Annotated in this window: 22 protein-coding genes and 1 tRNA gene; 13 read left to right on the top strand and 10 right to left on the bottom strand. The window is 68.8% G+C overall.

Annotation, left to right across the window (positions count from 1 at the left end; genetic code table 11):
• Positions 1-43: 43 nt before the first annotated feature.
• Entirely contained in the window at positions 44-631 is a 588-nt protein-coding gene (locus B7Z76_RS07400; RefSeq protein WP_174504367.1) for a polysaccharide biosynthesis/export family protein, read from the bottom strand.
• Positions 632-769: 138 nt separating this feature from the next.
• Between B7Z76_RS07400 and B7Z76_RS07395 the strand changes: the two genes are divergently transcribed.
• Positions 770-2,941, top strand: a complete 2,172-nt coding sequence (locus B7Z76_RS07395) for a polysaccharide biosynthesis tyrosine autokinase (RefSeq protein WP_291343068.1) — start codon at positions 770-772, stop codon at positions 2,939-2,941.
• Entirely contained in the window at positions 2,895-4,316 is a 1,422-nt protein-coding gene (locus B7Z76_RS07390) for a hypothetical protein (RefSeq protein ID WP_291343067.1), read from the top strand. Before B7Z76_RS07395 ends, B7Z76_RS07390 begins: the two co-directional genes overlap by 47 nt.
• Here the strand turns inward: B7Z76_RS07390 and B7Z76_RS07385 are convergent.
• From B7Z76_RS07385 to B7Z76_RS07375, 3 genes are read right to left on the bottom strand one after another with little or no spacing between them, the layout of a single operon-like run.
• A complete protein-coding gene (locus B7Z76_RS07385; protein ID WP_174504369.1) occupies positions 4,274-4,495 on the bottom strand; it encodes a hypothetical protein in 222 nt (73 codons plus the stop codon). The genes B7Z76_RS07390 and B7Z76_RS07385 overlap by 43 nt on opposite strands.
• Positions 4,496-4,502: 7 nt before the next feature.
• Positions 4,503-5,498 carry an acyltransferase gene (locus B7Z76_RS07380; protein ID WP_291343064.1) on the bottom strand — a complete coding sequence of 332 codons (996 nt, stop codon included), beginning with the start codon at positions 5,496-5,498 and terminating at the stop codon, positions 4,503-4,505.
• Positions 5,495-6,424, bottom strand: a complete 930-nt coding sequence (locus B7Z76_RS07375; RefSeq protein WP_174504371.1) for a glycosyltransferase family 2 protein — start codon at positions 6,422-6,424, stop codon at positions 5,495-5,497. Before B7Z76_RS07375 ends, B7Z76_RS07380 begins: the two co-directional genes overlap by 4 nt.
• 77 nt (positions 6,425-6,501) lie before the next feature.
• On the opposite strand from B7Z76_RS07375, the gene B7Z76_RS07370 reads away from it, so the two are divergent.
• The 10 genes from B7Z76_RS07370 (at position 6,502) to B7Z76_RS07325 (ending at position 16,244) form a co-directional block, all read left to right on the top strand.
• The gene (locus tag B7Z76_RS07370; protein ID WP_291343120.1) at positions 6,502-7,755 is read left to right on the top strand and encodes an outer membrane beta-barrel protein; all 1,254 of its coding nucleotides are present in this window, start codon (positions 6,502-6,504) and stop codon (positions 7,753-7,755) included.
• On the top strand, positions 7,752-8,630 hold the full coding sequence (locus B7Z76_RS07365; RefSeq protein WP_291343062.1) for a WecB/TagA/CpsF family glycosyltransferase: 879 nt from the start codon (positions 7,752-7,754) through the stop codon (positions 8,628-8,630). The genes B7Z76_RS07370 and B7Z76_RS07365 overlap by 4 nt, the downstream gene beginning before the upstream one ends.
• Positions 8,572-10,179 carry a carboxyl transferase domain-containing protein gene (locus B7Z76_RS07360; RefSeq protein ID WP_291343060.1) on the top strand — a complete coding sequence of 536 codons (1,608 nt, stop codon included), beginning with the start codon at positions 8,572-8,574 and terminating at the stop codon, positions 10,177-10,179. The genes B7Z76_RS07365 and B7Z76_RS07360 overlap by 59 nt, the downstream gene beginning before the upstream one ends.
• 4 nt (positions 10,180-10,183) lie before the next feature.
• Entirely contained in the window at positions 10,184-10,972 is a 789-nt protein-coding gene (locus B7Z76_RS07355) for an enoyl-CoA hydratase-related protein (protein WP_291343058.1), read from the top strand.
• A gap of 3 nt (positions 10,973-10,975) precedes the next feature.
• Positions 10,976-12,964, top strand: coding sequence for an acetyl-CoA carboxylase biotin carboxylase subunit (locus tag B7Z76_RS07350; protein ID WP_291343056.1), 1,989 nt, complete (start codon positions 10,976-10,978; stop codon positions 12,962-12,964).
• A gap of 21 nt (positions 12,965-12,985) precedes the next feature.
• On the top strand, positions 12,986-13,285 hold the full coding sequence (locus B7Z76_RS07345) for a putative quinol monooxygenase (protein ID WP_291343054.1): 300 nt from the start codon (positions 12,986-12,988) through the stop codon (positions 13,283-13,285).
• 144 nt (positions 13,286-13,429) lie between these two features.
• The gene (gene rpsF / locus B7Z76_RS07340) at positions 13,430-13,906 is read left to right on the top strand and encodes a 30S ribosomal protein S6 (RefSeq protein ID WP_174504377.1); all 477 of its coding nucleotides are present in this window, start codon (positions 13,430-13,432) and stop codon (positions 13,904-13,906) included.
• A 3-nt stretch (positions 13,907-13,909) separates the two neighbouring features.
• A complete protein-coding gene (rpsR, locus tag B7Z76_RS07335; protein ID WP_174504378.1) occupies positions 13,910-14,197 on the top strand; it encodes a 30S ribosomal protein S18 in 288 nt (95 codons plus the stop codon).
• A 12-nt stretch (positions 14,198-14,209) separates the two neighbouring features.
• Positions 14,210-14,770 carry a 50S ribosomal protein L9 gene (gene rplI / locus B7Z76_RS07330; protein ID WP_174504379.1) on the top strand — a complete coding sequence of 187 codons (561 nt, stop codon included), beginning with the start codon at positions 14,210-14,212 and terminating at the stop codon, positions 14,768-14,770.
• Positions 14,771-14,969: 199 nt separating this feature from the next.
• The gene (locus tag B7Z76_RS07325; RefSeq protein ID WP_291343050.1) at positions 14,970-16,244 is read left to right on the top strand and encodes a cyclopropane-fatty-acyl-phospholipid synthase family protein; all 1,275 of its coding nucleotides are present in this window, start codon (positions 14,970-14,972) and stop codon (positions 16,242-16,244) included.
• On the opposite strand, the gene murA is transcribed toward B7Z76_RS07325, so the two are convergent.
• From murA to B7Z76_RS07310, 3 genes are read right to left on the bottom strand one after another with little or no spacing between them, the layout of a single operon-like run.
• Positions 16,181-17,437 (bottom strand): UDP-N-acetylglucosamine 1-carboxyvinyltransferase, encoded by a 1,257-nt coding sequence (murA, locus tag B7Z76_RS07320; RefSeq protein WP_291343048.1) that lies wholly within the window; start codon positions 17,435-17,437, stop codon positions 16,181-16,183. The genes B7Z76_RS07325 and murA overlap by 64 nt on opposite strands.
• Before the next feature lie 6 nt (positions 17,438-17,443).
• The gene (gene dcd, locus B7Z76_RS07315) at positions 17,444-17,998 is read right to left on the bottom strand and encodes a dCTP deaminase (protein ID WP_174504382.1); all 555 of its coding nucleotides are present in this window, start codon (positions 17,996-17,998) and stop codon (positions 17,444-17,446) included.
• On the bottom strand, positions 17,989-18,165 hold the full coding sequence (locus B7Z76_RS07310) for a hypothetical protein (RefSeq protein WP_174504383.1): 177 nt from the start codon (positions 18,163-18,165) through the stop codon (positions 17,989-17,991). The genes dcd and B7Z76_RS07310 overlap by 10 nt, the downstream gene beginning before the upstream one ends.
• An 88-nt stretch (positions 18,166-18,253) precedes the next feature.
• Here B7Z76_RS07310 and B7Z76_RS07305 point away from each other — a divergent pair.
• A tRNA-Thr gene (locus B7Z76_RS07305) sits at positions 18,254-18,328 on the top strand.
• A 91-nt stretch (positions 18,329-18,419) separates the two neighbouring features.
• On the opposite strand, the gene B7Z76_RS07300 is transcribed toward B7Z76_RS07305, so the two are convergent.
• The 3 genes from B7Z76_RS07300 to B7Z76_RS07290 form a co-directional block, all read right to left on the bottom strand.
• Complete coding sequence (locus tag B7Z76_RS07300; RefSeq protein WP_291343047.1) at positions 18,420-22,190, bottom strand: glycosyltransferase; 3,771 nt, start codon at positions 22,188-22,190, stop codon at positions 18,420-18,422.
• A 31-nt stretch (positions 22,191-22,221) separates the two neighbouring features.
• Positions 22,222-23,478 carry an FkbM family methyltransferase gene (locus tag B7Z76_RS07295; RefSeq protein ID WP_291343045.1) on the bottom strand — a complete coding sequence of 419 codons (1,257 nt, stop codon included), beginning with the start codon at positions 23,476-23,478 and terminating at the stop codon, positions 22,222-22,224.
• Between the two features lie 445 nt (positions 23,479-23,923).
• On the bottom strand, positions 23,924-24,499 hold the full coding sequence (locus tag B7Z76_RS07290) for a carboxymuconolactone decarboxylase family protein (protein ID WP_291343044.1): 576 nt from the start codon (positions 24,497-24,499) through the stop codon (positions 23,924-23,926).
• Positions 24,500-24,804: the final 305 nt, after the last annotated feature.

Here is a 24,804-nt window from a genome sequence, read left to right as displayed (position 1 = left end):
CGCGCAAGTCAATCTTTCGTAATCCGCTGGCCGGCACGATTGTTCAGAAATGTCGCTGGAACACCCGTATCACGTCGCCCGGTGCTACCAGCGCCGAAACCGGCGCGCGATAGTCATGCGGCACGCCGCCGGTCATCCGGATCACGCCGACCTGCGATTCCACCGCCCGATAGGTGAAGCCGCCCGCGCGCGAGACCGCGGCAAGCACGGTCATGCCGGGCTCGAACGGATACTGGTCGGGCCGGTTCACCTCGCCCAGGATCGAGAATGGCCGGTAGTGCCGCACCTCCACCGCGACGGCGGGATGGCGCAGGATGCCGCGCGCGACCAGCGTTTGCGCGATGGCGTGGCCCAGCATCGCCGTGCTCCGCCCTGCCGCGCGCACCGGCCCGGCAAGCGGCAGTTCGATCATGCCCGAGGCATCGACGTCATATGTCGCGGTGAGCTGCGGCTGGCCGAACACGATCACCCGCAGCCGGTCTCCCGGGCCAAGCCGGTAGACGTCGGCCGTCGTCGTCGGCAGTTCCGGCAGGCGCGTCCATGCCGCGCAGCCGGACAGGGCCGGGACGACGATCCCGCCCAGCGCGGTGGCAAGCAGGCGGCGGCGGGTGACGCGGCGAAATTCCGGCATGATATTCAACCTTGAAATGATTTGATATTCATAATACAACTTTAAATAGATAATGCTGGATTGCCTGCGAGAATGCACAGGCGCGCGCTCGCTTTGCAACAATGGATGAGGCTTCCCGATGACAGGCCAGTCCCAGAGATGAGCGCCGCGGCAGACCCGCAAGGCCGCGCCCGGCCGGCAAGAGCCCCGGATGATCCGCTCGACGCGCTGCGTGCCGTCCGCCGGCACTGGCGGCTGGCGGCCCTGGTCGCCCTGGGCCTGCCGCTGCTGTCGTTGATTGCGCTATGGCGCATGACGCCGGTCTATACTGCGACCGGCGTGCTGCTCTACGACCCGATCGGTTTCAATCAGAAGCTGCTGCGGGACGTGGTCGAGACGGCGCCGGTGACCGGCATGCTGATGGCAAGCCAGGTCGCCATCCTGAAAAGTCCGCAGGTGATGCGGCACGTCCTCCGCCGGATCGGCGCCGGCCCGCATCCGCCGCGCGCCCCGGAGCCGGGCTTTCCGTCCATGCTGCGGCGCTGGTTCGGCCCCGGCCTTGCGTCTTCCCGCCTTGCGTCCCGGCCGGTCGCCCCAGCCGCCCTCGACGATGACCTGGCCGCCCGGTTCCGCATCGAAATCCCTGCAAGTTCGCAACTGATCGACGTCTCCTACACCGGCCACGACCCGCGCCGCGCTGCCCGGGCGGTGAACGCCGCCATGGCCGCCTATCTCGACCGCGAGCGGAGTGACCGGCTGCAAGTGCTGCACCGGGCGCGGCTCTGGTTGCGGCGGCGGGCGCGGGCGACTTCATCCCGCCTCGAATCGCTCGATGTCGCGATCGCGCTGGAGCGCGCGCACAGCGGCACCGAGCGCGGGGCCGGCACGGCGTCGCTGACCCATGAGCAGGCGGGACAGCTCACCGCCAGCCTCGCCGCCGCCCAGGCCGATCTCGCGGCGGCGCGGGCCCGGCTCGTGGCATTGCAGGGGAGCAGCGAGGCCGCCACCGCCGCCGAAGTGGCGCCGGAGATCGGGCCGATGCGCGCGCGTGCTGCCGATCTCGCGGCAAGGCTGCGCGCGCTCGCCAGCACCGAGGGGCCGAACAATCCCGAATATCGCGCCGCCGCCCGGGCGCTCGCGGCGCTGCGCGGACAGATCGGGGCGGAAATCGGGCGGTTCGTGGCCGCGGACCGGATGCGCGCCGCCGCCGATGCGGCGCGCGTCGCCAGTCTCCAATCTGCCATTGCCCGCGTGCGCGGCAAGGCGGCGGCGCAGGCGGTGGTGGCAGCACCCCTCGCGCGCCTCGAAGAGCAGCGCGAGGCCGAGAGCAGCTTGCTGCGCGCGGAGACCGAGCAGATCGGCGCGCTCGAAAGCCGCAGGGCCCTGACGCGGCCGAGCGCGCGGATCATCACCCCCGCCATGCCGCCGCTGCACGCGAGCGGCCCGCGCGGCGTGGCCATCCTGTCCGGCGCGGTCCTGCTCGGCCTCTGCCTCGGCCTGCTGGCGGCGCTGGCGGCGGATTCGCTGAACGGCAGTTTCCGATCCGGCGGGCAGGTGCGCGAGGCGCTGGGCCTGCCCTGCATGGCGCTGGTGCCCGAGATCGCGCGGCGGACGCGGCGCGGCCTCGCGGTGCCCGACTATGCCCGCCGGTATCCGTTTTCCGCCTTCGCCGAACAGATCCGGGCCCTGCGCACCGGCCTCTGGCTGGCGCAAGGCGCGCCGCGCAGCCTCGCGATCACGGCGGCGCGGCCGGGCGAGGGCAAGACGACGCTTTCCGTCAGCCTCGCCCTCTCGATGGCGGCCAGCGGGGCGCGCATCCTGCTGATCGACTGCGATATCCGCCAGCCGAGCCTCGACATGGTCTTCGGCCTTGGCGGCCTGCCCGGCCTGACCGACCATCTCGCCGGGCGCGTTGCGCTGGAGGCGGCGATCCACCGCCCCGCCATCGAGGATGACGACGCCGTTCCCGACGTCATGCCGGCCGGGGCGGTGCCGCGCGAGGCGCTGGCCTTGTTCATGTCCGACCGGCTCGGTCTTCTGATGGACGAACTTCACCAGCGCTACGACCTCGTGATCCTCGACCTCCCGCCGGTCTTCGCCCTGGCCGAGGCGCAGGTGCTCGCCCGCGCCGCCGCGGCCGTGCTGCTGTGCATCCGCTGGGGGCAGACCCCCCGGCGGACCGTGACGGCGGCGATGGCGCTGCTGGCACAGCCGGGGCTGCGTATCCAGGGCGCGGTGCTCACCCGGGTCGACGGCGCGCGCCACGCCCGCTCCGGATTTCCCGATGCCGAGCTCTATCATCCGCGCTATGGCGGCTATTTTCGCTCCTGACGCCCAAGGCCGGACGCGCACCGCCCGGCGGGCGGACCTCCTGCTGTGCGGGGGCGGGGCGCTCATGCTGCTCTGGCCGGCGCTGGAAAACGGATATCCGCTGATCTTCTCGGATACCGGAACCTATATCTCGCAGGTTCTCGAGCTGCATCTCGGCTGGGATCGGCCGCCATTCTACAGCCTGCTGGTGATCGTCGCCGGGCTGGGGCGGTCGCTCTGGCCGGTGATCATCGTGCAGGCGCTGGCCGCCGCCTGGCTGGTCCGCGCCATCCATCGCCAGCTCGCGCCCGCCGCCGGCGCGCTCGAAACCGGCGTGCTGCTCGCGGGCCTTGCCGCCGGAACCTCGCTGTCCTGGACCGCGTCGCAAGTGATGCCGGACATCTTCACGCCGCTGATGGTGCTCGCCTTCGCCGGCCTCGTGCTCGATCCCGCCGCGAAGACCGCGGGTGCCGGCCACGCGCTGGCGATCGGCGCCGCGATCGTCGTGCATCTGAGCAACATGCCGATCTATGCCGGGCTCTGCCTTGCGGTCCTGCCGCTGCGCTGTCTGCGCCACCGGGTCCGCTGGCGGGTGCTGCTGCTGCCGTTCCTGCTCGGCGTTGCATGCCTGACGGCGGTCAACACGCTGGCGCGCGGCAGCCCCTCGCCCTCGCCCTATGGCGCGACCTTCCTCCTCGCCCGGCTGATCGAGAACGGGCCGGCGCGCGCGACGCTTGCGGCCGATTGTCCGCGCGCGGGCTGGGCGCTCTGCGCCTATCGCGACGACATGCCGCGCACCGCCGATGCGTTTCTCTGGCGGGCCGACAGTCCGCTCTACCGCGCCGGCGGTCCGCGCCGTCTTGTCGCGCAGACGGATGCGATCGTCGACCGGACGCTCGCCGCGCATCCGCGCGCCGTGCTGCGCGCGGCGGGGCGGGATTTTGCCCTGCAACTCGTCACCTTCGCGCCGGGCAGCGGCCTGCGCCCCTGGTATGCGACCGCCTGGCAAACGATCCGGCGCGACCTGCCGCGCCCGGCCTATGAAAGCTATGTCGCCAGCCGCCAGGCGCGCGGGCGAATGGTCGTCCCGCCTTTCCTTGCCGCGCTCATGCGCCTGCTCGCCGCTGGCGGCATGGCGGCGACCGCGCTGTTCGCGCTGTTCACGCTCTTCGCCGTTTCACGCCGCGACATCGGCGAGGCGGCGCGATCGCTGGGTTTGCTCTGCTGGATCGTCCTGCTCGCGCTGGCGGGCAACGCGGCGGTGACGGGCGCGCTCTCCGGCCCCCATGCCCGCTACCAGAGCCGGGTTGTCTGGCTTGCGGTGCTCTCCGGCTGGCTGGTGCTGCGGCAGGTTCAGGCCGGGTGCCGGTCCCGCCCGACCAGCAGCACGAAATAGAGTCTCAGCCGGCCGAAGCCGAGCCGGCGCCGCCAGTCGATCATGTGGGTCGGGCGATGGCGCATCCCGAAATGCAGCTCGATCGCGCGGAGCTGGGCGTCGGAAAAACTGACCGCGAGCTCACGCGGCAGCGCGTCGAGAAACCGGCCGAGCGGGGCCGAATGGTCTGGCGCGGCCATGGCCGCATCACTCGGTCATCCGGTCGAGCACGGGTATGGCGCGCAGAACCCTTTGCTTGAGCAGGATCGGGCCGATCAGCCCGGCGCTCATCAGCGTTGCGGCGAACGGGAGGAATCGCGCGCCGTTCCAGCCCGTGACCAGCAGCAGGAGCCCCTTGGCGAGGCCGATGAAAATGGTGTTGAAAAGATAAATCATCAGGGAATTCCGCCCGATCGTTTCGACAATGCGGACGGATGATAGGCATGAAATCCTTACCAGCGCATGAAGCGCCGGGATGGCCGCAAGCCCGAGCCCGAGCAGCCGCAGGTTGAACGGCAGCGCGCCGCCATCGGCCGCGATGGCCGTGCAGCCGGCCGCGAACACCGCGAGCAGCGGCCACCGCCAGTGGTCGATCCATCCCGTCCAGCGATCGCCCAGCGCTCCGGCGGCAAGGCCCGCGCCAAAGAAAATCGCATAGCGCCCGGCCTCGGCCAGATAGAGATGCCAGGGCAGGGGGGCGAGCTGGACCGCCGCGAACACCCCGATCACCGGCCAGAGGCGGCGGCCGCAGGCGGCGAACAGCGGCGGCGTCGCCACGCTGAGCAGGAACAGCGTCGCCAGGTACCAGAGCGAATAGGCCGGGCTCGCCAGCGGTCGCCACAGCACGTCGACAAGCCCGGCGACCAGGCCGCCCGGCATGTTGTCGACATGGATGAAGCGCGCGGCGGCGAGCTTTCCCGCGGTGATGACGAACGCCATGACGCCGAAGGGGATCAGCAGGCGCCGCACCCGCGCGCCGAACAGCGCCGGCCAGCGCGCGGGCGGCGCCGTCGCGTGGCCCGCCAGCCAGGCGACCAGCCCGCTCAGGTAGAAGAAGAACGGCATGTGAAAGCCATAGATCGCGCGACGCAGCGCCGGGTACCACACCACATGCGACGGCTCCTGCCGCGCCACGATGTGGCCAAAGACAACGAGAACGATCGCCAGCCCCTTGGCGCGGTCGATATCCGCCCGCCGGCTCACGGCAGGGCGGTGTCGATGGCGCGGCCCTCGCCCAGCGTGCCCCGCAGGAAGCCCCGCGCATAGGCAGCCTTGCACCGCAGGCCGATCTGGGCGGTGCTTCCTGCCGGCAACAGCCCGAGCGGGGCGAGCAGCAGCGCGTGCAGCAGGAAGCGCGCCGCCCGGTGAAGCCGCTTCTCGCCCAGGGCGCCGAGCATCACCGCCTCTGACACGCCCGACCAGTATTGCCGGCCGACCAGCCAGACCGGGTTGAGCCGGGCGCGGTCGATCTCGTGATACACGACGAGATCGGGGGTGAAGCGCACGCTCAGCCCGCTCTGCCGCAGCCGGCGCAGCACGTAGGTCTCCTCGTTCGAGATCATCAGCCGGCCGCGCCGGCCGAGGCAGGTGGGAAATCCGCCGAGGCGGGTGAGAACCTCGCGCCGGAAGGCGATGTTGGCGCCGTAGGGGTCGAGCCCCGCGGTACTCTCGTCCGTGCAAGGCGGGTCGATGATGGTCAGCACGGCGCGCAGCGCCGGCGGCCACCAGCCCGGCAGTTGCGCCTGCCATTGCGGCAGGATCAGCCCGCCGGTCGCCGCGAGATCGGGATCGGCGGCGATCGTGCGCAGCAACACCGCACACCAGTCCGGCCAGGGCGTCGCATCGTCGTCGAGATAGGCGATCCAGTCGCCGCGCGCGGAGGCGAGGGCGGCGTTGCGCGCCTCGCTCAGCCCGGGTGTTGGCAGCCGCAGGTGCCGCGCGCCGTGCTGTGTCGCTGCCGCGCGGATCGTCTCGGCCTGGTCCGGCGCCGAACCGGAATCGATCACGATTGCCTCAACTGTCTCCGGCAGTGGGGCCAGGGCGGCGAGGCAGCGTTCGGTCTGGCGACCACGATTATGGCTGCAAATCGCGATGCTGAGGCGGGCGGGACCGGCGGCTTCGTGGCGCATGGGTTCGTTTTTCCGCGACATGCAATTAAAGGTTGTGTATATCTGAACCTAATTGACCAGTAATTGCAATTTAATTGATGCGATATCGGCATTTCTCCTGCCTCGCGGCCGCAGCATTGCTCGCCTGTCTGCCCGCCCGGGCGGCGCACGCGGGCGGGCTCGGCAGCCTGTTGCCAATGTCGGTGCCGGGCTTCGGCACGGCGCCGGGCGTCTCGGCCCGGTCCCGGCTCTACCGTGGCGATCTGCCGGTGCCGGTTGCCCCACTCGCGGCGGCGGGGCTGGAAATTTTTCCCCGCCTCACGACCGCCGCGGGGCTGGACACGGCGCCCGCTTCCGGCGCGCCCGCCACCGCAACCGCCAGCCTGCGGCCGGAAATCCGGCTGCTCGACCAGGATCTCGGGCTTGCCGGTTTCGCCGCCGTCACCCTCGACCGCTATGCCCGCGATCCCGCTGCCAATGCCAACCGGCTGACCACGGCGCTCGGCCTCGCGCTGCCCTTCGGCCCCGACCGGCTGACGCTCGGCGTCGCCCATGTCGATGCGGCGGAGACGGCGCTCGGCCTCGCCGCGGATGGCGGTGCCGCGCCGCTCGATGTCACCACCGATTCCGCCCGGGCCGGGCTCAGGCTCGGCCTCGGCGCGCTCGACGCCGCCGGAAGCATCGCGTTCGATGGCGAACGGGTGAGCGGCACCGCCGCCGCGGCGACCGGGTTTCGCAGCCGCCAGGGGCTGCGCGCGGAACTGCGGCTGGAAAATGCGGCACCGGCGCCGCTGCGCGCGCTGCTGATGCTGCGCGCCGGCACCGTACGCTATCCCGGCAGCGTCCCCGGCGGCATCGTTGCCGACAGTTCGAGCCTCGATGCGCTGGCCGGGATCGTGACGGACCCGCGGGCGATCTGGCGCCTGCGCGTCATCGCCGGCGCCGAGCGGACGCGATACGGGGCTGGCGGGCCGGCCTCCGGCATCGCCGCGATCGGCGATGTCGCGGTGGAATGGACGCCGGATGACCTCATCGCCGTCGATCTCGATCTCTCGCGCCGCGCCGGCCAGGATGCGGGCTTCGGCAGCCCCGGCAGCATGCTGACCACGGAGCGTCTCGGCCTTGCCGGGTCCTATTCGCGCTCCCTGCTGCTCACGCTCGACGTCGCCGCACGCCAGGGCCGGATCGCCGGCCATGCCGCCGCCGAGATCGACCTTGCCGCCGGCGCGCGATGGCGGCTTTCGCGCGCCCTGTCGCTCCGCCCGTCGTTTCGCCTCGCCGGCCGTCACAACCTGCCCGGTGCCGCGTCGCGCCAGCTGTCGCTGACGCTGTCCCTGGTCTGGACGCCGTGAGCGGCGCGCCCTTCGCCCCGTTCGGCCTGCGGTTCGATGCCCCCGGTCCGGACGCCGTGCGCGATCTCGTGCTGGGCTGGGACCGGCGGCGACCCTTCGGCTATGTCGTGACCCCGAACGTCGATCATCTCGGCCGGCTGCGGCGGCAGCAGGCATTGCGCGCCGCCTATGACGAGGCCGCGCTCTGCCTGCTGGATTCGCGCGTGGTTGCCGGTCTCGCCCGCTTGTGCGGGGTGGCCCCGCCGCCGGTGGTCACCGGGGCGGACCTGCTTGCGGCCATCATGCCGGCGCTCGCCGCGCGCGGCGCGCGCGTGGCCGTGGCAGGGCTTGATGCGGCGGCGATGGGCGCCTTCGCGGCGCGCTGTCCGGGCATCGATTTCACCCATCACGAACCGCCGCGCGGCTTCGAGCACGACGCCGCCGCCCTCGGCGCGGTGGTGGCGTTCATCGAGCGCGCGCGGGCGGATTGCACGATCCTCGCCGTCGGCTCGCCGCGGCAGGAGGTGCTGGCGCGGGCGGTGCGCCGGCGCGGCCGCGCCGTCGGCATCGGGTTATGCGTCGGCGCCGCGCCGCTGTTTCTCGCCGGGGTGCTGCGCCGCGCGCCGGCGCCGCTGCGTGCGGCGGGGCTGGAATGGGCGTGGCGGCTGCTGTGCGAGCCGGCGCGTCTCGCACGACGATATCTGATCGACGGGCCGCCGGTCCTGCTCGCACTCGCGCGCGAGTTCCGTCGCCCCGCCTTGCCGCGGCCCGGCAGTTGCGCGATAGACGAACGCATAATCAACGGGATGAAGGCGCAATGTTCAGGCAGGCTGTCGCATGACGGCGTTCCGCTCGTCCCTCGATCCGCGCAGCGCCGCGTTCCGGGCGAATCATGAGGCGATGCGCCGGCTGGTCGAGGATCTGCGCGACAAGGTGGAGGCCATCCGCGAAGGCGGCGGTGAAGCGGCGCGCGAGCGGCATCTGGCGCGGGGCAAGCTGCTGCCGCGCGAGCGCATCCGCACCCTGATCGACCCGGCCTCGCCCTTTCTCGAATTCTCCCAGTTCGCCGGCCACGGCATGTATGACGAGCCGGTGCCGGCCGGCGGCATCATCACCGGGATCGGCCGCGTATCGGGGCGGGAATGCGTGATCGTCGTCAACGACGCGACGGTGAAGGGCGGCACCTACTACCCGATCACGGTCAGGAAGCATCTCCGCGCCCAGGCGATCGCGATGCAGAACCGGCTGCCCTGTGTCTATCTCGTCGATTCCGGCGGCGCCAACCTGCCCAACCAGGACGAGGTTTTCCCCGACCGCGAGCATTTCGGCCGCATCTTCTACAACCAGGCGCAGATGTCGGCGGCGGGAATCGCGCAGATCGCGGTGGTGATGGGCTCCTGCACGGCGGGCGGCGCCTATGTGCCGGCGATGGCCGATGAGAGCATCATCGTCCGCGAGCAGGGCACGATCTTTCTCGGCGGCCCGCCGCTGGTCAAGGCGGCGACCGGCGAGGTCGTCACCGCCGAGGCGCTGGGCGGTGCGGATGTCCATACGAGGGTCTCCGGCGTCGCCGATCATTTCGCCGAGTCGGACGCGCACGCCCTCGGCATCGCCCGGCGGATCATCGCCGGGCTCAACACCCGCAAGCCAGCCCAGATGGACCTCCTGCCGCCCCGCCCGCCGGTGGGTGCGCCGGATACGATCTATGGCGCAATCCCGGCCGATCCGCGCACGCCCTACGACGTGCGCGAGGTGATCCGGCTCATCGTCGATGCCGGCGAATTCGACGAGTTCAAGGCCCGCTACGGCACGGCGCTGGTGACTGCCTTCGCCCGCATCTGGGGCTACCCGGTCGGCATCGTCGCGAATAACGGCGTGCTGTTCTCCGAATCCGCACTCAAGGGCGCGCATTTCATCGAGCTTTGCGCCCAGCGGGGGATTCCGCTGGTCTTCCTGCAGAACATCACCGGCTTCATGGTCGGGCGGAAATACGAATCCGGCGGCATCGCCCGCGATGGCGCGAAACTCGTCACCGCCGTCGCCACCGCGAACGTGCCGAAATTCACCGTGATCATCGGCGGCTCCTTCGGCGCCGGGAATTACGGCATGTGCGGCCGCGCCTATGATCCGCGCTTCCTGTGGATGTGGCCGAACGCGCGGATCTCGGTGATGGGCGGGCCGCAGGCGGCCGCGGTGCTGGCCACCCTCCGGCGCGACAATATCGAGGCCAAGGGCGGCGCCTGGTCGGCCGAGGACGAGCAGGCCTTCCGCGCCCCGATCGAGGCGCAATACGAGCGTCAGGGCCACCCCTATTACGCGAGTGCGCGGCTGTGGGACGATGGCGTGATCGATCCGGCGGAGACCCGCATGACCCTCGCCCTCGGCCTCTCGGCCGCGCTCAATGCGCCGATCGAGCCGACACGCTTCGGCCTTTTCAGGATGTGATGTGATGAGTGATCCGGTTGAGCTTGCCGTCGGCGCCGACGGCACCGCGACGATTTCGATGAACCGCCCGCAGCTTCACAACGCGTTCGACGAGGCGATGATCGCCGCGCTGACCCACACCTGCCAACGGGTGGGCGCGGATCCGCACGTCCGCCGCGTCGTGCTGGAGGGGCGGGGGAAAAGCTTTTCCGCCGGTGCCGATCTCAACTGGATGCGCCGCAGCGCCGCCTACACCCCCGACCAGAACCGGGCGGACGCGATGGGGCTGGGCCGGCTGATGCGGACGCTGAACGACCTGCCGAAGCCGGTGATCGGGCTGGTGCAGGGCGCGGCCTTCGGCGGCGGCGCCGGGCTTGCCGCGTGCTGCGACATCGTGATCGCCGCCGAGGATGCGAAATTCTGCTTCTCCGAGGTCCGGCTCGGCCTGATCCCGGCGGTCATCAGCCCCTATGTCATCGCCGCGATCGGGCCGCACCAGGCGCGGCGCTATTTCTGCTCCGCCGAGGTGATCCCGGCGCCGGAGGCGATGCGGATCGGGCTGGCGCATATCGTGGCGCCGCGCGACGGGCTGGCGGCGGCGCGGGACGCGATGATCGCGACCCTCGCCCAGGGCGGGCCCGAGGCGCAGGCCGATGCGAAGGCGCTGGTGGCCGATGTCGCCCATCGCGTCATCGACGATTCGCTGGTGGCGATGACGGCGCGCCGCATCGCCGACCGCCGCGCGACCGCCGAGGCACGGGAAGGCCTGACCGCCTTTCTCGAAAAACGGCCGCCCGCCTGGCGGGAGGGCTGAGCCGTGTTCGGGTCGGTCCTGATCGCCAATCGCGGCGAGATCGCCTGCCGGGTGATCCGCACGGCGCGGCGGATGGGGCTGCGCAGCATCGCGGTATTCTCGGACGCCGATGCCGGTGCCGCGCATGTCGCGCTGGCTGACCACGCGATCAGGATCGGGCCGCCGGCGGCGGCGGAGAGCTATCTCGCGATCGAGCGGATCATCGCAGCAGCGCGCCGCACCGGCGCCGAGGCGATCCATCCGGGCTACGGGTTTCTCAGCGAGAACGCTGATTTCGCGGAAGCCTGTGCCGCTGCGGGGATCATTTTCGTCGGCCCGCCTGCCGCAGCGATCCGGGCGATGGGCTCGAAATCGGCGGCCAAGGCGTTGATGGAGCGGGCCGGCGTGCCGCTGGTCCCCGGCTATCACGGCGCCGATCAGGATCCGGCGATGCTGGCGCGGGCAGCGGCGGCGATCGGCTATCCGGTGCTGATCAAGGCCTCCGCCGGCGGCGGCGGCAAGGGCATGCGCGTGGTCCGCGCGCCGGCCGATTTCGCCGCCGGGCTCGACCTCGCGAAGGGCGAGGCGCGCGCCGCCTTCGGCGACGACCGCGTGCTGGTCGAGAAATACCTGACCAGGCCGCGCCATATCGAGATCCAGGTCTTTGCCGACAGGCACGGCAACGTCGTCTCGCTGCACGAGCGGGACTGCTCGATCCAGCGGCGGCACCAGAAGATCATCGAGGAAGCCCCGGCGCCGCTGATCGACGAGACGATGCGCGCGGCGATGGGACGTGCCGCCTGCGATGCGGCGCGGGCGATCGGCTATGAAGGCGCCGGCACGGTCGAATTCATCGCCGAGGACGGCGCGTTCCACTTCATGGAAATGAACACCCGCCTGCAGGTCGAGCACCCGGTGACGGAAATGATCACCGGGATCGACCTCGTGGAATGGCAGTTCCGCGTCGCCGCCGGCGAGGCGCTGCCATTGTCGCAGGAGCGGATCGCCCGGCGCGGCCATGCCGTGGAGGTGCGGCTCTATGCCGAGGATCCGGCGCGCGACTTCGCACCCTCCACCGGCACGCTGGCGCGGCTGCGGCTGCCGGCGGAGAGCCGGCATGTGCGGATCGAGTCCGGCGTGCGCGAGGGCGATGCGGTATCGGTGCATTACGACCCGATGATCGCCAAGCTCGTCACCTGGGACGAGGACCGCGACGGCGCGCTGCGGCAGATGGCGCAGGCGCTCGCCGCTTGCGAGATCGACGGGGTGCAGACCAATCTCGGCCTGCTGCGCCGCATCGTCACCCATCCCGATTTCCGCGCCGCCTCCTTCGACACCGGCTTCATCGCCCGCCACGAGGCCTCCCTGCTGCCGGCCCGCGAAGCCGCCCCGCTCGCCGTGCTGGCGGCGGCATCGCAGTGCTGGCTCGCCGCCCAGCCGCATGTGCCCGACCCGGCCGATCCGTGGTCGCCCTGGGCCACCCGCACCGCCTGGCGGCTGAACGGCGCGCGCCATCAGGACGTGGCCTTCGCGGAGGACGGCACCACCCACCATCTCCGCCTGCATCTCCAGGATGCAGGCCGCTTCCGGCTCGAAAGCGGGGGCAGGGCGGTCGCGGTCAGCATCGCGACCGGCGCGGAAGGCGCGCAGCTGGTCGAGCTTGAGGGCGAGGTGACGCGGCTGCGCGCCGCCTGGCAGGGCGAGCGGATCGTCGTCTTCGCCGATGGGGTCCGCCACGCGCTGGTCCCGGTCGACCCGCATGAAGCGACGGGCGAGGCCGAAGGGGCGGATTCGCGGGTGCGCAGCGTCATGCCCGGCAAGGTGGTCGAACTGGCCGTCGCTGCGGGCGACAGTGTAAAGGCGGGCGATCTGCTCGCGGTAATCGAGGCGATGAAGGTGCAGTTCCGCATCACCGCCCCGCGCGACGGCACGATCGCCGCCATCGACTGCGCGGTGGGCGACCTCGTCGAGGACGGCGCCGAGCTGATGGCCTTCGCCGACGATCACGACTGACAAACAATGGGGAGACCAAGCATGCTGTGCATCATGGGAACGATCAGGCTGCCGGCGGAGCGGATGGCGGCGGCGCGCGCGCCGATGGCGGCGATGATCAACGCGACCAGGGCGGAGGCCGGCTGCATCGAATATGCCTTCGCCGAAGACGTGCTCGAACCCGGGCTGATCCGCGTCAGCGAGCGCTGGACCGACCAGGCGGCGCTCGATGCCCATGCCGCCTCCGCGCACATGCAGGTCTGGCGCGCGGCGCTGCGCGAAATCGGCGTGCTCGGCCGCGATATCACGCTTTACGACATCGCCGTGCCGCGCCCGCTCTGACCCGCCCGCTTGCCATCCGGCGGGGATTGTGCAATTCTCGCTGCACCCTGCCGGGCGAATGGCATTTCGCCCGGCTATGCCCGTTTCCATGGGGGAAATTGGCGCCCACCGGCGCCGGGGCTGACATCAACCATAGGGGGACAGATGCCGCTTTATGAATGCGTGCTCATCGCGCGCAGTGAAATCACGCAACAGCAGGTCGACACCATTACCGACGCCGTGGCCGCACAGGTCGAGGGCGAAAGCGGTGCGGTGAAGAAGCGCGAATACTGGGGCCTGCGCAATCTCGCCTACCGGATCAAGAAGAACCGCAAGGGCCACTACGTCCTGCTCGGGCTCGACGCCGAACCGGCGACGATCAGCGAGATGGAGCGTCAGCTCGGCCTGAACGAAGACGTGCTGCGCTTCATGACCATTCGCATCGACGAGATCGACGAAGCGCCCTCCGCGCCGCTCGCCCGCCGTGGCGATGACCGTGACCGCGAGCGCGGGTTCCGTGGGCCGAAGCCGGCTGGCCGCTTCGATTCCGGCCGCCGCCGTGGCCCGGATGACCGCGAGGAATTTCGCGCCCGCGACGAGTTCCGCACCGATCGCGACGACGAGAACAACGAGGAGAACTGAGCCATGTCCGACAGCATCGAGACCGCGCCGGTCAATACCCCGGCCGCCCGTCGCGCCGCGGTCGGCGCACGCCGCCCGTTCTACCGCCGCCGCAAGGCCTGCCCGTTCTCCGGCCCCAACGCCCCGAAGATCGACTACAAGGACGTGCGGCTGCTCTCGCGCTTCCTCTCCGAGCGCGGCAAGATCGTGCCGAGCCGCATCACCGCCGTCTCGGCCAAGAAGCAGCGCGAACTCGCGCGCGCCATCAAGCGCGCCCGATTCCTCGCCCTGCTCCCCTACGTGGTCGATTGAGGAGCTAGAATCATGGCACAAGTCGAACTGATCCTGCTCCAGCGCGTCGAGCATCTCGGGCAGATGGGCGATGTGGTGAAGGTGAAGCCGGGCTACGCCCGCAACTTCCTCCTGCCGCAGGCCAAGGCCGTGCGCGCCACCAAGCAGAACCGCGAGCGTTTCGAGCGTGAGCGCGCCCATCTCGAGGCGCAGAACCTCAAGCGCCGCGAGGAGGCCGAGCGCATCGCCGAGCGCGTCGCCGGCCTGACCGTGACGCTGATCCGCCAGGCGAGCGACGCCGGCTCGCTCTACGGCTCGGTCACCTCGCGCGACGTCGCCGATGCGTGCGGCGAGGCGAGCCTCGGCATCGCCCGCAGCCAGGTGCTGCTGGTCAACCCGATCAAGACGCTGGGTCTCGCCACCGTTCACGTGGCGCTGCATCCGGAAGTCGTGATCGACGTTGTCGTCAACGTCGCCCGCTCGCCGGAAGAGGCCGAGAAGCAGGCGCGTGGCGAGTCGATCGTGCGCGAGGAAAGCGAATACGAACTCGAGACCGGCGAGGAAGACGCCGAGGCCGCGGAACAGACCGCCTGACCGTAGCCTGACGCTTCCAGAGCTGACAGACGGCGCCGATCCACGGATCGGCGCCGTTTTTTTTTGCAGTTTGCTACGATCCCCCGCCGCCGGGCAGCGCTCCGGCATGGAATGGTAGCCTTTCTGCCATTTCCCTCTTTTACGCGACAGTGCCCGTTACCAAATCCTTTCCAGGTTCTTCAGCCGGCGGAGATTTGTCATGCGGAAGTTACTGGACAAGCTGTTGAAACGCCTGGTTGCCTGCGGCGATCTGGGCGTGGTCTGGCCCGATGGAACGACCTCCCACTATGCCGGCCGCCCCGGCCGCACGGCGACCATCGCCCTTCGCGACGAGGCGGCGATCCGCCGTCTCGTGACCGATCCCGCCATGGCCCTCGGCGAGGGATACATGGACGGTTCGATCGAGCCGGTCGACGGCACGATCTACGATGTCCTGCATGTGCTGCTGTCGAGCGTGCAGGATATCGAGGGGCGGGTTCCGGTCCTGCGGGCGCGCCGGGCGCTGGGCCGCCTGCTGCGGCCGCTGGCGCAGCTCAACGACGCTCGCCGCGCGAAGCGCAATGTCGCGCATCACTATGATTTGAACGGCCGTCTCTACGCCCTGTTCCTCGATCGCGACCGGCAATATTCCTGCGGCTATTTCCCGCGCGGCGACGAGACGATCGACGAGGCGCAGGCGGCGAAGAAGCGGCATATCGCCGCCAAGCTGCTGCTCGACCGCCCGGATCTGGAGGTGCTGGACATCGGCTGCGGCTGGGGCGGGATGGCGCTGACGCTGGCGCGCGACTACGGGGCCAGGGTCACCGGCATCACCCTGTCCGAGGAGCAACTCGCCGAAGCCCGAAGCCGCGCCGCCGCCGAGGGGCTGGCCGATCGCGTCAGGTTCGAGCTGCTGGATTACCGCGCGATGACCCGCCGCTTCGACCGCATCGTCTCGGTGGGGATGTTCGAGCATGTCGGCCAGCCCAATTACCCCGGCTTCTTCGCCACGATCGAGCGCTGCCTGAAGCCGGATGGCGTGGCGCTGCTGCATGCCATCGGCCGGTTCGACGGCCCGGATGTGACCAGCCCGTGGCTTGCGAAATACATCTTCCCCGGCGGCTATTCGCCCTCGCTCTCCGAGGTGTTCGCCCCGCTCGAGCGCTCCGGCCTGCGCAGCACCGATATCGAGATCCTGCGGCTGCATTACGCGAAGACGCTTGCCCTCTGGCGGAAGCGCTTCGCCGCCAACCGCGATGCCATCGCCTCGCTCTACGACGAGCGTTTCTGCCGCATGTTCGAATTCTACCTCGCCGGCTCGCAACTCGCCTTCGAGGTGCAGGACCACATGGTCTTCCAGATCCAGCTCGCCCGCCGCCAGGATGCCGTCCCGCTCACGCGGGACTACATGATGGATGCCGAGCGGGCGGCTCAGTCCCTGAGCCGCTCGATCTCCGCGCCGCAGGCGGCGAGTTTCCGCTCGACCGCCTCATAGCCCCGGTCGAGATGATAGACGCGGTTGACGATGGTCTCGCCCTTCGCGGCGAGGCCCGCGAGCACCAGCGAGAACGAGGCGCGCAGGTCGGTCGCCATCACCGGCGCGCCGGATAGCCCCGGCACGCCCCGCACGATCGCCGACGAGCCATGGACGTTGATGCGCGCGCCCATGCGGTTCAGCTCGGGCACATGCATGAAGCGGTTCTCGAAGATCGTCTCGGTGATCATCGAGGCCCCCTCGGCCACCGCCATCAGCGTCATGAACTGCGCCTGCATGTCGGTCACGAAGCCGGGGAAGGGCTCGGTCATCGCATCGGTGCCATGCAGCCCGTTGCGCCGGCTGATGGCAACGCCGTCGGCGGCTTCCGTCACGTCCACCCCGGCCTCGCCGAGGGTGGCGACCAGCGCGCCGAGGTCGAACAGCCGCGCGCCGCGCAGCAGAACGCCACCGCCGGTGATCGCGGCGGCACAGGCATAGGTGCCGGCCTCGATCCGGTCCGGCAGGATCGTGTGCCGCGCGCCGTGCAGCGCCTTCACCCCGCGAATCGTGAGCCGGTCCGAGCCGATGCCGGTGATCTCTGCGCCCATCTTGTTCAGGCATTCGGCGAGATCGCCGATCTCCGGCTCGCGCGCGGCATTGACCAGCACGGTCTCGCCCTCCGCCAGCGTGGCGGTGAGCAGAAGCTGCTCGGTCGCGCCGACCGACACGAAGGGAAAGGTGATCGTCGCGCCATGCAGCCCCTTCGGCGCGCGGGCGTTGATGTAGCCGCCATCGAGGGTGATCTCGGCTCCCATCGCCTCCAGCCCCTTGAGGTGCAGGTCGACCGGGCGGGTGCCGATCGCGCAGCCGCCGGGCAGCGACACGCGCGCTTCGCCGGTGCGCGCCAGCAGCGGGCCGAGAACGAGGATCGAGGCGCGCATCTTGCGCACGATGTCGTAGGGCGCCTCGGTATTGGTGATGGCGCCGCCCAGCGACAACCGCTTGGCCCCGGCTTCCTCGACGGCGATGCCGTGCTGTGCCAGCAACTGCGCCATGGTCGCGACATCGGCGAGCGCCGGAACGTTCTCGAGTTCCAGCCGCTCATCGGTGAGCAGGCCGGCGACCATGACTTTCAGCGCCGAATTCTTGGCGCCGGAAATGTCGATGACGCCCTCCAGCGGGCGGCCGCCGCGGATGCGGATTCTATCCATGAAGCCTCACAGTCTGGGGAGTGAAACGCCGCGCTGGCGCATGTATTTGCCGGCCTTGTCGGCATAGCTGATCTCGGGAGGTGAAGCGCCCTGGAGAAAGAGGAACTGGCAGATCCCCTCATTGGCGTAGATCTTGGCGGGCAGGGGGGTGGTGTTCGAGATCTCGATCGTCACCTGGCCCTCCCATTCGGGTTCGAGCGGGGTGACGTTCACGATGATCCCGCAGCGCGCATAGGTCGACTTCCCGAGGCAGATCACCAGCACGTCGCGCGGGATGCGGAAATATTCGACCGTATGCGCCAGCGCGAAGGAATTCGGCGGGATGATGCAGACCGGCCCCTTGCGGTCGACGAAGCTGTCGGATGAAAAATCCTTCGGATCGACGACCGCGGAATCCACATTGGTGAAAATCTTGAAATCGTCGGCCACCCTGGCGTCATAGCCGTAGGACGACAGGCCGTAGGAAATCACCCCGTCGCGCTTCTGGGTCTCGACGAAGGGCTCGATCATCCCGTGCGAAACGGCCTGCGCGCGAATCCAGTGATCCGGCATCACCGGCATGGCGAGTCTCCCGCCGGTTCCTGCGCTGGCGGCGGTGTCTCCGCGCGGGCCCGCGATTGCTGCTTGCGGCGCGCGAGATTGGCGCGCAGCGCCTCGGCCTCGCGCTGCCTGCGCGCTGCCGCGGCGGCCTCGGCTTCCGGGCGCCTGTCTTTTGTCCTGCCGTTCATGGCAGGACAAAGCGGGTTTGCGGCGCCGGCGTCAAGTGGCCGGCTTGCGCCCCGCGGCACCTTTCGATATACCGCCCCGCAACGCGGCGCTGTCATAGCTCAGGGGTAGAGCACCTCATTGGTAATGAGGAGGTCGAGGGTTCAATTCCCTCTGACAGCACCAGTTTCCCCGTAAATCCTGATTTCCCCATAAATCCTGATATAGCGTAACGCGGCGGCAGCATTGCTCACGCCGCTACCCTGCCCCATGAGGGTCAGGATTCTGTCCCCATGCCGAGATGCCGGCCAATCATGGCGGTGGTCTCTTCCCAGGTGATCCAGGGAATACGTGCCGGATCGGGGGTTTCGCCGCGCCGGAACCTCGCAAGCCAGTCCTCGACCGCGTCGGCGAGATCCGCCGCCGCCTTGCCGGAAAAATAGATCGCCTGCTCGCCCGCCACTTCCCTGAACACCGGCAGATCGCGTGCCAGAATCGGCAGGCCGTGCTGCGCCGCCTCGATCAGCGGCAGGCCGAAGCCTTCGCCCTCGCTTGCCGCGATCAGGCAGGTGCTGGCCGCATAGACGGCCTCCAAATACTCGTCGCTGATCCCTTCGAGCCAGAACAGGCGTCTGCCCCGTTCCGGATGGGTGCGCAGCGTCTCCACGATACGCGGAATGGTTCGCCTCTGCGCATCCGGCAGCACCTTCCAGCCCTCCTGGCCGACGATGACGAGCGTCGCCTCGACACCTCGTGCCCAGAGCTGCTCGAATGCCGCGATGGCCTGCAGATGCCCCTTGCGGGGCTCGATCGTGCCGACCATCAGAAACGCCGGATGCTCGCCCAGCCTCGCCAGCACTTGCCGCGCATCGTCGGGCATGCCCCGGCTTGGCGCGGACTGCATCAGATCGGCGCCGTGATGGATCCATTCCCGGCGCTGCGATGGGGACGAGGCGCCGTCGGCATACCAGGCCGTCGCATCGGCCAGGACGGATCTCGAGACACAGATGATCCCGTCGAACCGACCGATCGTCCGCAGCCATCGCGCATGGCCCTGATCAACCCCCTCGGGAAACATCTCAGGCGTCAGGACCGGCAGGAGATCATGGACCAGGAACCAGACCTTCACGCCCCGGTTCTGCCACGCGCGCAAATGATCCTGCTGCAACTCGACGATGTCCGGCGCGAAGTCGAGGCCGAAAAACACGTCACCGGACCACGCCTCGACCACGCCATCCTCGATCCCGGAGTCCTCTATGCCAAGGAAGCGGCAGGTGAATTGCCTGGCATAGCGATAGCCGGCGGTGGTCGCGGTGGCGTAGACCGGCTCGATCCGCCATCCCGCCGGCGGATGGGTGAGCCATTGCCGCAGCACCGCCCGCGCCACGCGCTCGATCCCGGTGCGCAGATCCGTCCGTGCCAGGGTGGAGACATCGACGAGCAATTGCCGGCAGCGCGGATGCGCGGGAAAATTCCGGGCCAGCGAGGTTGCGACCCGCTGCTGCTCCGCGGGTGGAATCGCCATCGCGCGCAGGCCGTGGATCAGGCCGCCAAGCCCCCTTGCGTCGCGTGCATACGCCGTCTCGATCGCCTGCTCATATCGCGCGGCGCATATTCCCGGCGCGTGCTGCGTCCGGATGATCGATCGCGCACGCTCTCCGAGAGCGCTGCGCGCGCCGGCATCCCCGGCAAGCGCGCTGAGGGCATCGAGAAGTTCATCGGTCCGGAATTCATCCGGCAGCATCCGGACCCCGGAAGGATCGAGTTCGGCCATCGTGCCGTGGGCATTCACGATCGTCGGAATGCCGTGGTTCATGCAGTCGATCACGGCGGCGGAGGTTTCGCCGCGCGATCCCGTCCTCAGCTGGACCGCGATATCGGCGGCCGCGAGATAGGTTTCGTAAACCCCGCGCTGTGTCCACCCGGTGATCCGCACACGATCCCGGTACGCCGAAGTGCGGATGCGCTCGGCGAGGGCGCGGCCATAGACGCCGCCCTCGTTCTGGCCGACGAAAGCCAGAAGCGTCCTGCCATCGCTCTCCAGCCTGCTGCCCAGCCAGGCATCGAGCAGCCTGTCGTTGAGCTTCACCGGGTCGAGAAATCCGAACGAGCAGATCAGCAGGTCGTCGGGCCCGATGCCGAGCGATGCCCGCGCCGCTTCGCGGTCACGGTCCTGGGTCGGGGCCCGCAAAAGCGGGATCGCAACGAAATCCCGCGCGCCGGTCGCCCCGAACCAGCTTGCCGCGAGCTGTCGCGCGTGTTCGCTATGGACGATCACGCCGATCGCCCCCTGCAAAAGCTGCAGGTTCGCGGGGTAGTTCCCCAGCGCGCGGCGCACATCCGCGGCGTCGCGCACATCCATCGCCGCGGCGTAGCCATGCTCGCCGACCAATTCCCGCGCCACGGCCTCGCGGCTGAACTGCAGCCGGTGGCCGAACAGGCCGCACATGAAGAAGTCATGCAGCACGATCATGCCCGGATGCGCCGGGAGCGTCTCGAACATGTAGTCGTGGAACGGCGAATTGCCGAACTGGTAGAGGATCCTGTCGTAGTCGTGCGCGTGCTCCCTGAACCACGCGGCCGACCGGACGCCGATCGATGCGGGCAGCCCGTCTTTGTCGATGCTGGTCTGCTCCACGACGATATCGATGTCGTAATGGGCGGCCAGCGCCGGGAGCAGTTCCATGCTGTAGTCGCTGATCCCGCTCGGTTGCGGCGGCATCGGCGAGAAGAAGGCGAGGCGCTTTCTGCCGTTCCCGTCCCTGTACCCGGCCTTGGCCCCGTCCTTGGCTCCGTCCCGCGCCGGCGCCGGCGGTGGGCTCGCGGTGGCGTCAGCGGTCCGGGCGAAAGCCTCCAGCGCCTTCGCCGCCACCCGATCCCAGGTGAACTGGCGCGCATGCGTAATGGCGTGCGCCTCCAGCTCCGCGCGCCATGGGTCGTCGGTGGCGAGGCGATGCAGCACGAGGCGCATGTCCGCGACGTCGAACGGGTCGAACAGCGCGTCATCCCGGCCGATGACCTCCGGAAGGCTGGCGCGTCGGCTGCCGATCGCGGCGCGGCCGCAGAGCATCGCCTCGACCGCGGGCAGCCCGAACCCCTCATGCCAGGATGGCATGACGAACCCCTTGGCCAGGTTGTAGAGCGTGTTCAGATCATCATCCGCCACGCCGTCGATCATCACCAGCTCGTCGGCCGCAAGCCCGCAGCCCGCGGCATGACGCTCGAAGGCTTCGCGTTCCCGCGGCTGGAAATGGCCGATGAAGGCCAGTTGATGCGCCTGCCGCACCGTGGCGGGCAGACCGGCATAGGCCTCGATCAGCCGGCGATGGTTCTTGTGGGCATCCGGCGCGCTCACATACATGAAGAATGGCCGGCGCAGCCCGAGCCGGCCAAGCAGGGCGAGGCGCGCCTCGGCGCCGATGTCGCTCCGCCTGAACCGCCCATCCGCACCGGTGCCGACGGCGACGATCTTCGCTGGATCCCAGCCGAGATGATCCATCGCCTCGCCGGCGGCCGAGCCGGAAATGGCCAGCAGCAGTGAAGCGCGTTTCAGATCTTCCAGCTTGCGGAAATAATGCGCCGCATAGGCCGGATTATCCTTCATGATCTGGTCCTGGTTGAGCAGGGGGATCAGATCGTAGAGCGTGGCGCTCACCCGGCACGCGGCGCCATGGCGGCCGATGCTGGTGACCGCGTCATCGACGAAGCCTTCGAACAGGCTCGAGAGATGGACGATGTCGGGGGCGAGGGAGGCGATGAACGCCTCGCGGATCCGTTCCGTCACCGCCTGCCGCCCGGCATTCGCAGGGTCGATCGCGGCGACGGGGCCGGGCGCATCCCAGACCACGATATTCTCCGCCGGCAGCACGCCCTCGAATACCGCGCGGATGGGCCGGATGGTCTCGGGAAACAGCGCATTCAGCGCGATGATGATCTCGTGGCCGGTATTGTTGCGTGCCAGCGCCTGGGCGAAATTGAGCGAATATCGGCCGATCCCGCGTTGGCCGCTGGCGCTCTGCGCGCCTTGCAGGTCGATGACGATGCGCATGATTGCCGGTTCCCGTCAGCCAGAATTCGGTTCAGGACTTCATCCAGAGATGGATTTGCCGTGCCCGTGGCGACAGGCCGGCCGGTCCGGGCAACCGCCACATCATCGACCCCGCCGCCTCGTGTGACCGGGTGAAGCGGTGGAGCAGGGCGCGCGCGGCGGGAACCCGATCGAGCAGCCGCACCGCCATGTCATGCTGACGGGGATGGTGAAGCAGCCAGCGCGACAAGGCTTGGATCATCCGCAGTCCGACCCGGTGCGGCCGGCTACCCGGCGCGAGCCGGGCCCAGGCCCGCGCCCCGTTCCGCAGCCATCGCAGCCTCGTCGTCGCGGCTCGCAGCGGACCGGTCATGCGCCAGGACCGGCTGGCATGGATCGCTTGCAGCTGCTGCCTTGCCTCGTCGAGCCACGCCTTGCCCTGTTCGAGTTGGCGCCTCGTCGCCGCCTGCCGCGCCTCTGCGTCTTCAGCGAGCCTCGCCGCCTCCCGCAGGCGGGTTTCGAGGCTGGCGATCCGTCCGAGCAGGTTCGCCCGTTCCGCCTCGGCCTCCTGCACGACGTGATGGCACAGGCGCGACGAGGCCCGTCCGCTCAACTTGAAATAATCGAATACATTGGGCGGAACATCGAAATGATGCTTCAGGTCGAGATGGTCGTGGCTCAGATAGAAATGGTTCAGCCCGTCGCGATACACCAGCTCGTAGCCATGGCCGAGCAGGGCGTTCTCCCAGGGCCTGCCGGTCGGGTCGGGCAGACCCGGACGGGTGCTCTCGACCACCACGATCCACGGCCTGACGGTCGAGGGCGCCCAGCTCGCAATGACATCCTCTTCCATGCCCTCGACATCGATCTTCAGCCAGTGAACCTCGGTTCCCTCGAAGCGGTCCAGCACGCGGGACAGCGTCATCGCCGGCACCTCGATCCGCCGCGACGCGAAGCCCTCGTGCCGATGCGCCTCGGCGATCGCGGCGACGCCGGTGCTCAGCCCGGTATCCGCAATCTCGAAGAACGAAATGGTCCCGCCCGTCGGGCTGATGGCGGCCTCGATGACCGTCTCGTCCGGCCGTGCCGCGCGCAGAAGCGACGCGTAATCCGGATTAGGCTCGACATGCACGCCCCGCCAGCCGCGCTCGTAGAAGGCGAGGCTGACCGAATCGATCGTCGGATCCTGGGCGCCGATATCGACATACCTGCCCGCGCCGACATGTTTCAGGGCACGCCAGAGCATGACGTCTTCGAAATTCTGCGCGTAGGATATGAAATCAACGAATGCGTCGGTCTGTGCGTCCATGATGTCCAAAATCGGGTCTTGCCGCCGCAGCATGTCCGGCGCTGCCGCGCGCCATGCCGTCCATTTTCCGAATGATCGTTTTGTGTTTACGAAAGTATCAGGATGCTCCGCTTGTCCACGCGGATTAGACGATATTAAGGCTTCGTCGCAATAATAACATCGGACTAAATAAAATATAATTCCTTGTAGAAATACGGAAAATCGTGGCGCGGCGGCGGTGCCGCAGCGCGGCTTCCAGGCTACGGAAGCCGCCGAGGCGAGGATGCCCGCCATGGCGTGCGCGTCCGCCAACCAACGCGCATCCTGAGGCTCCCTGGAGCCTCATCTGATCGTATGATCATGTTATGAACAAAAAACGCCTTCCGGCGATCTTGCCGGAAGGCGCCCTGAAATCCGGTGTGCGATCCCCCATCCGCTCCGACATGGACCGGATGGGGCGCAATGATCAGGCTGCGGCCGGCAGCTTGTAGCCGGAGAACATGCTGTCCACCTCGGTGTGGAACAGGTGGTTGGCGTAGTTGCTGAGCGTCTTGACCGCCATGGCGAGAACGATTTCCAGCGCGTGCCGGTCGACGTAGCCGGCGGCGCGGAAGCGTTCGAGATCCTGCTGCGTCGGGCGGCCGCGGGTATCGAAAATCACCTGGGTGAAGTGCGCCAGCTCTGCGAGCTTCGCATCGGCGATGGTCCGGCCCTCGCGCAGCGCGGCCAGCACATCGGCCGGCACCTGCGACATCTTGTCGGCGATCATGCTGTGCGCCGCGGTGCAGTAGCCGCAGCCATTGGCCCGGCTGATCACCAGAAAGACCACTTCCTGCTCCACAGGAGTCATGCCGGAATCGGTGCGGAACCGCACATAGCCGTCGAGATACGTGTCAAGGAAACCGGGCGAATTCGCCATGTTCGCATACATGTTGGGAATGAAGCCAACCTGTGCCTTGGCCTTTTCCAGCACGGCGCGCGCGGTGGGCGATGCGGTTTCGAGCGTGAGGGCGGGGAGGTTCAGTCTTGCGTCAGCGGTCATCGTAACCTCTTCATGAATGGGTGGGTGGCACGACAGGCGCGGCCCGTCGCTCTTCCATCTGTGGGTTGTTTATAATCAAACGTTCGTTTGAAAACAATCCCCGATAAAATTCCGCGCTAGAGCACTTTCCGATCCGGCTGGGTCGGATGTAGTGCTCTATCTTGTTGATAATTAGAGCATCTTTATCCGATCAGATGATTCCATCTGATCGGATGATGCTCTAGGCTCTGGACTCAACTGATCCATGATGTGACGGCGAGGACGAGGCAAATACCAGCGAGGAAATTTCGTGCGGTTTTGTCATA

It is taken from the genome of Acidiphilium sp. 20-67-58 (genome assembly GCF_002255515.1).
Lineage (GTDB): Bacteria > Pseudomonadota > Alphaproteobacteria > Acetobacterales > Acetobacteraceae > Acidiphilium.
Note: the sequence above shows the minus strand (reverse complement) of the source record. Positions and strands in the feature narration are given on the sequence as shown.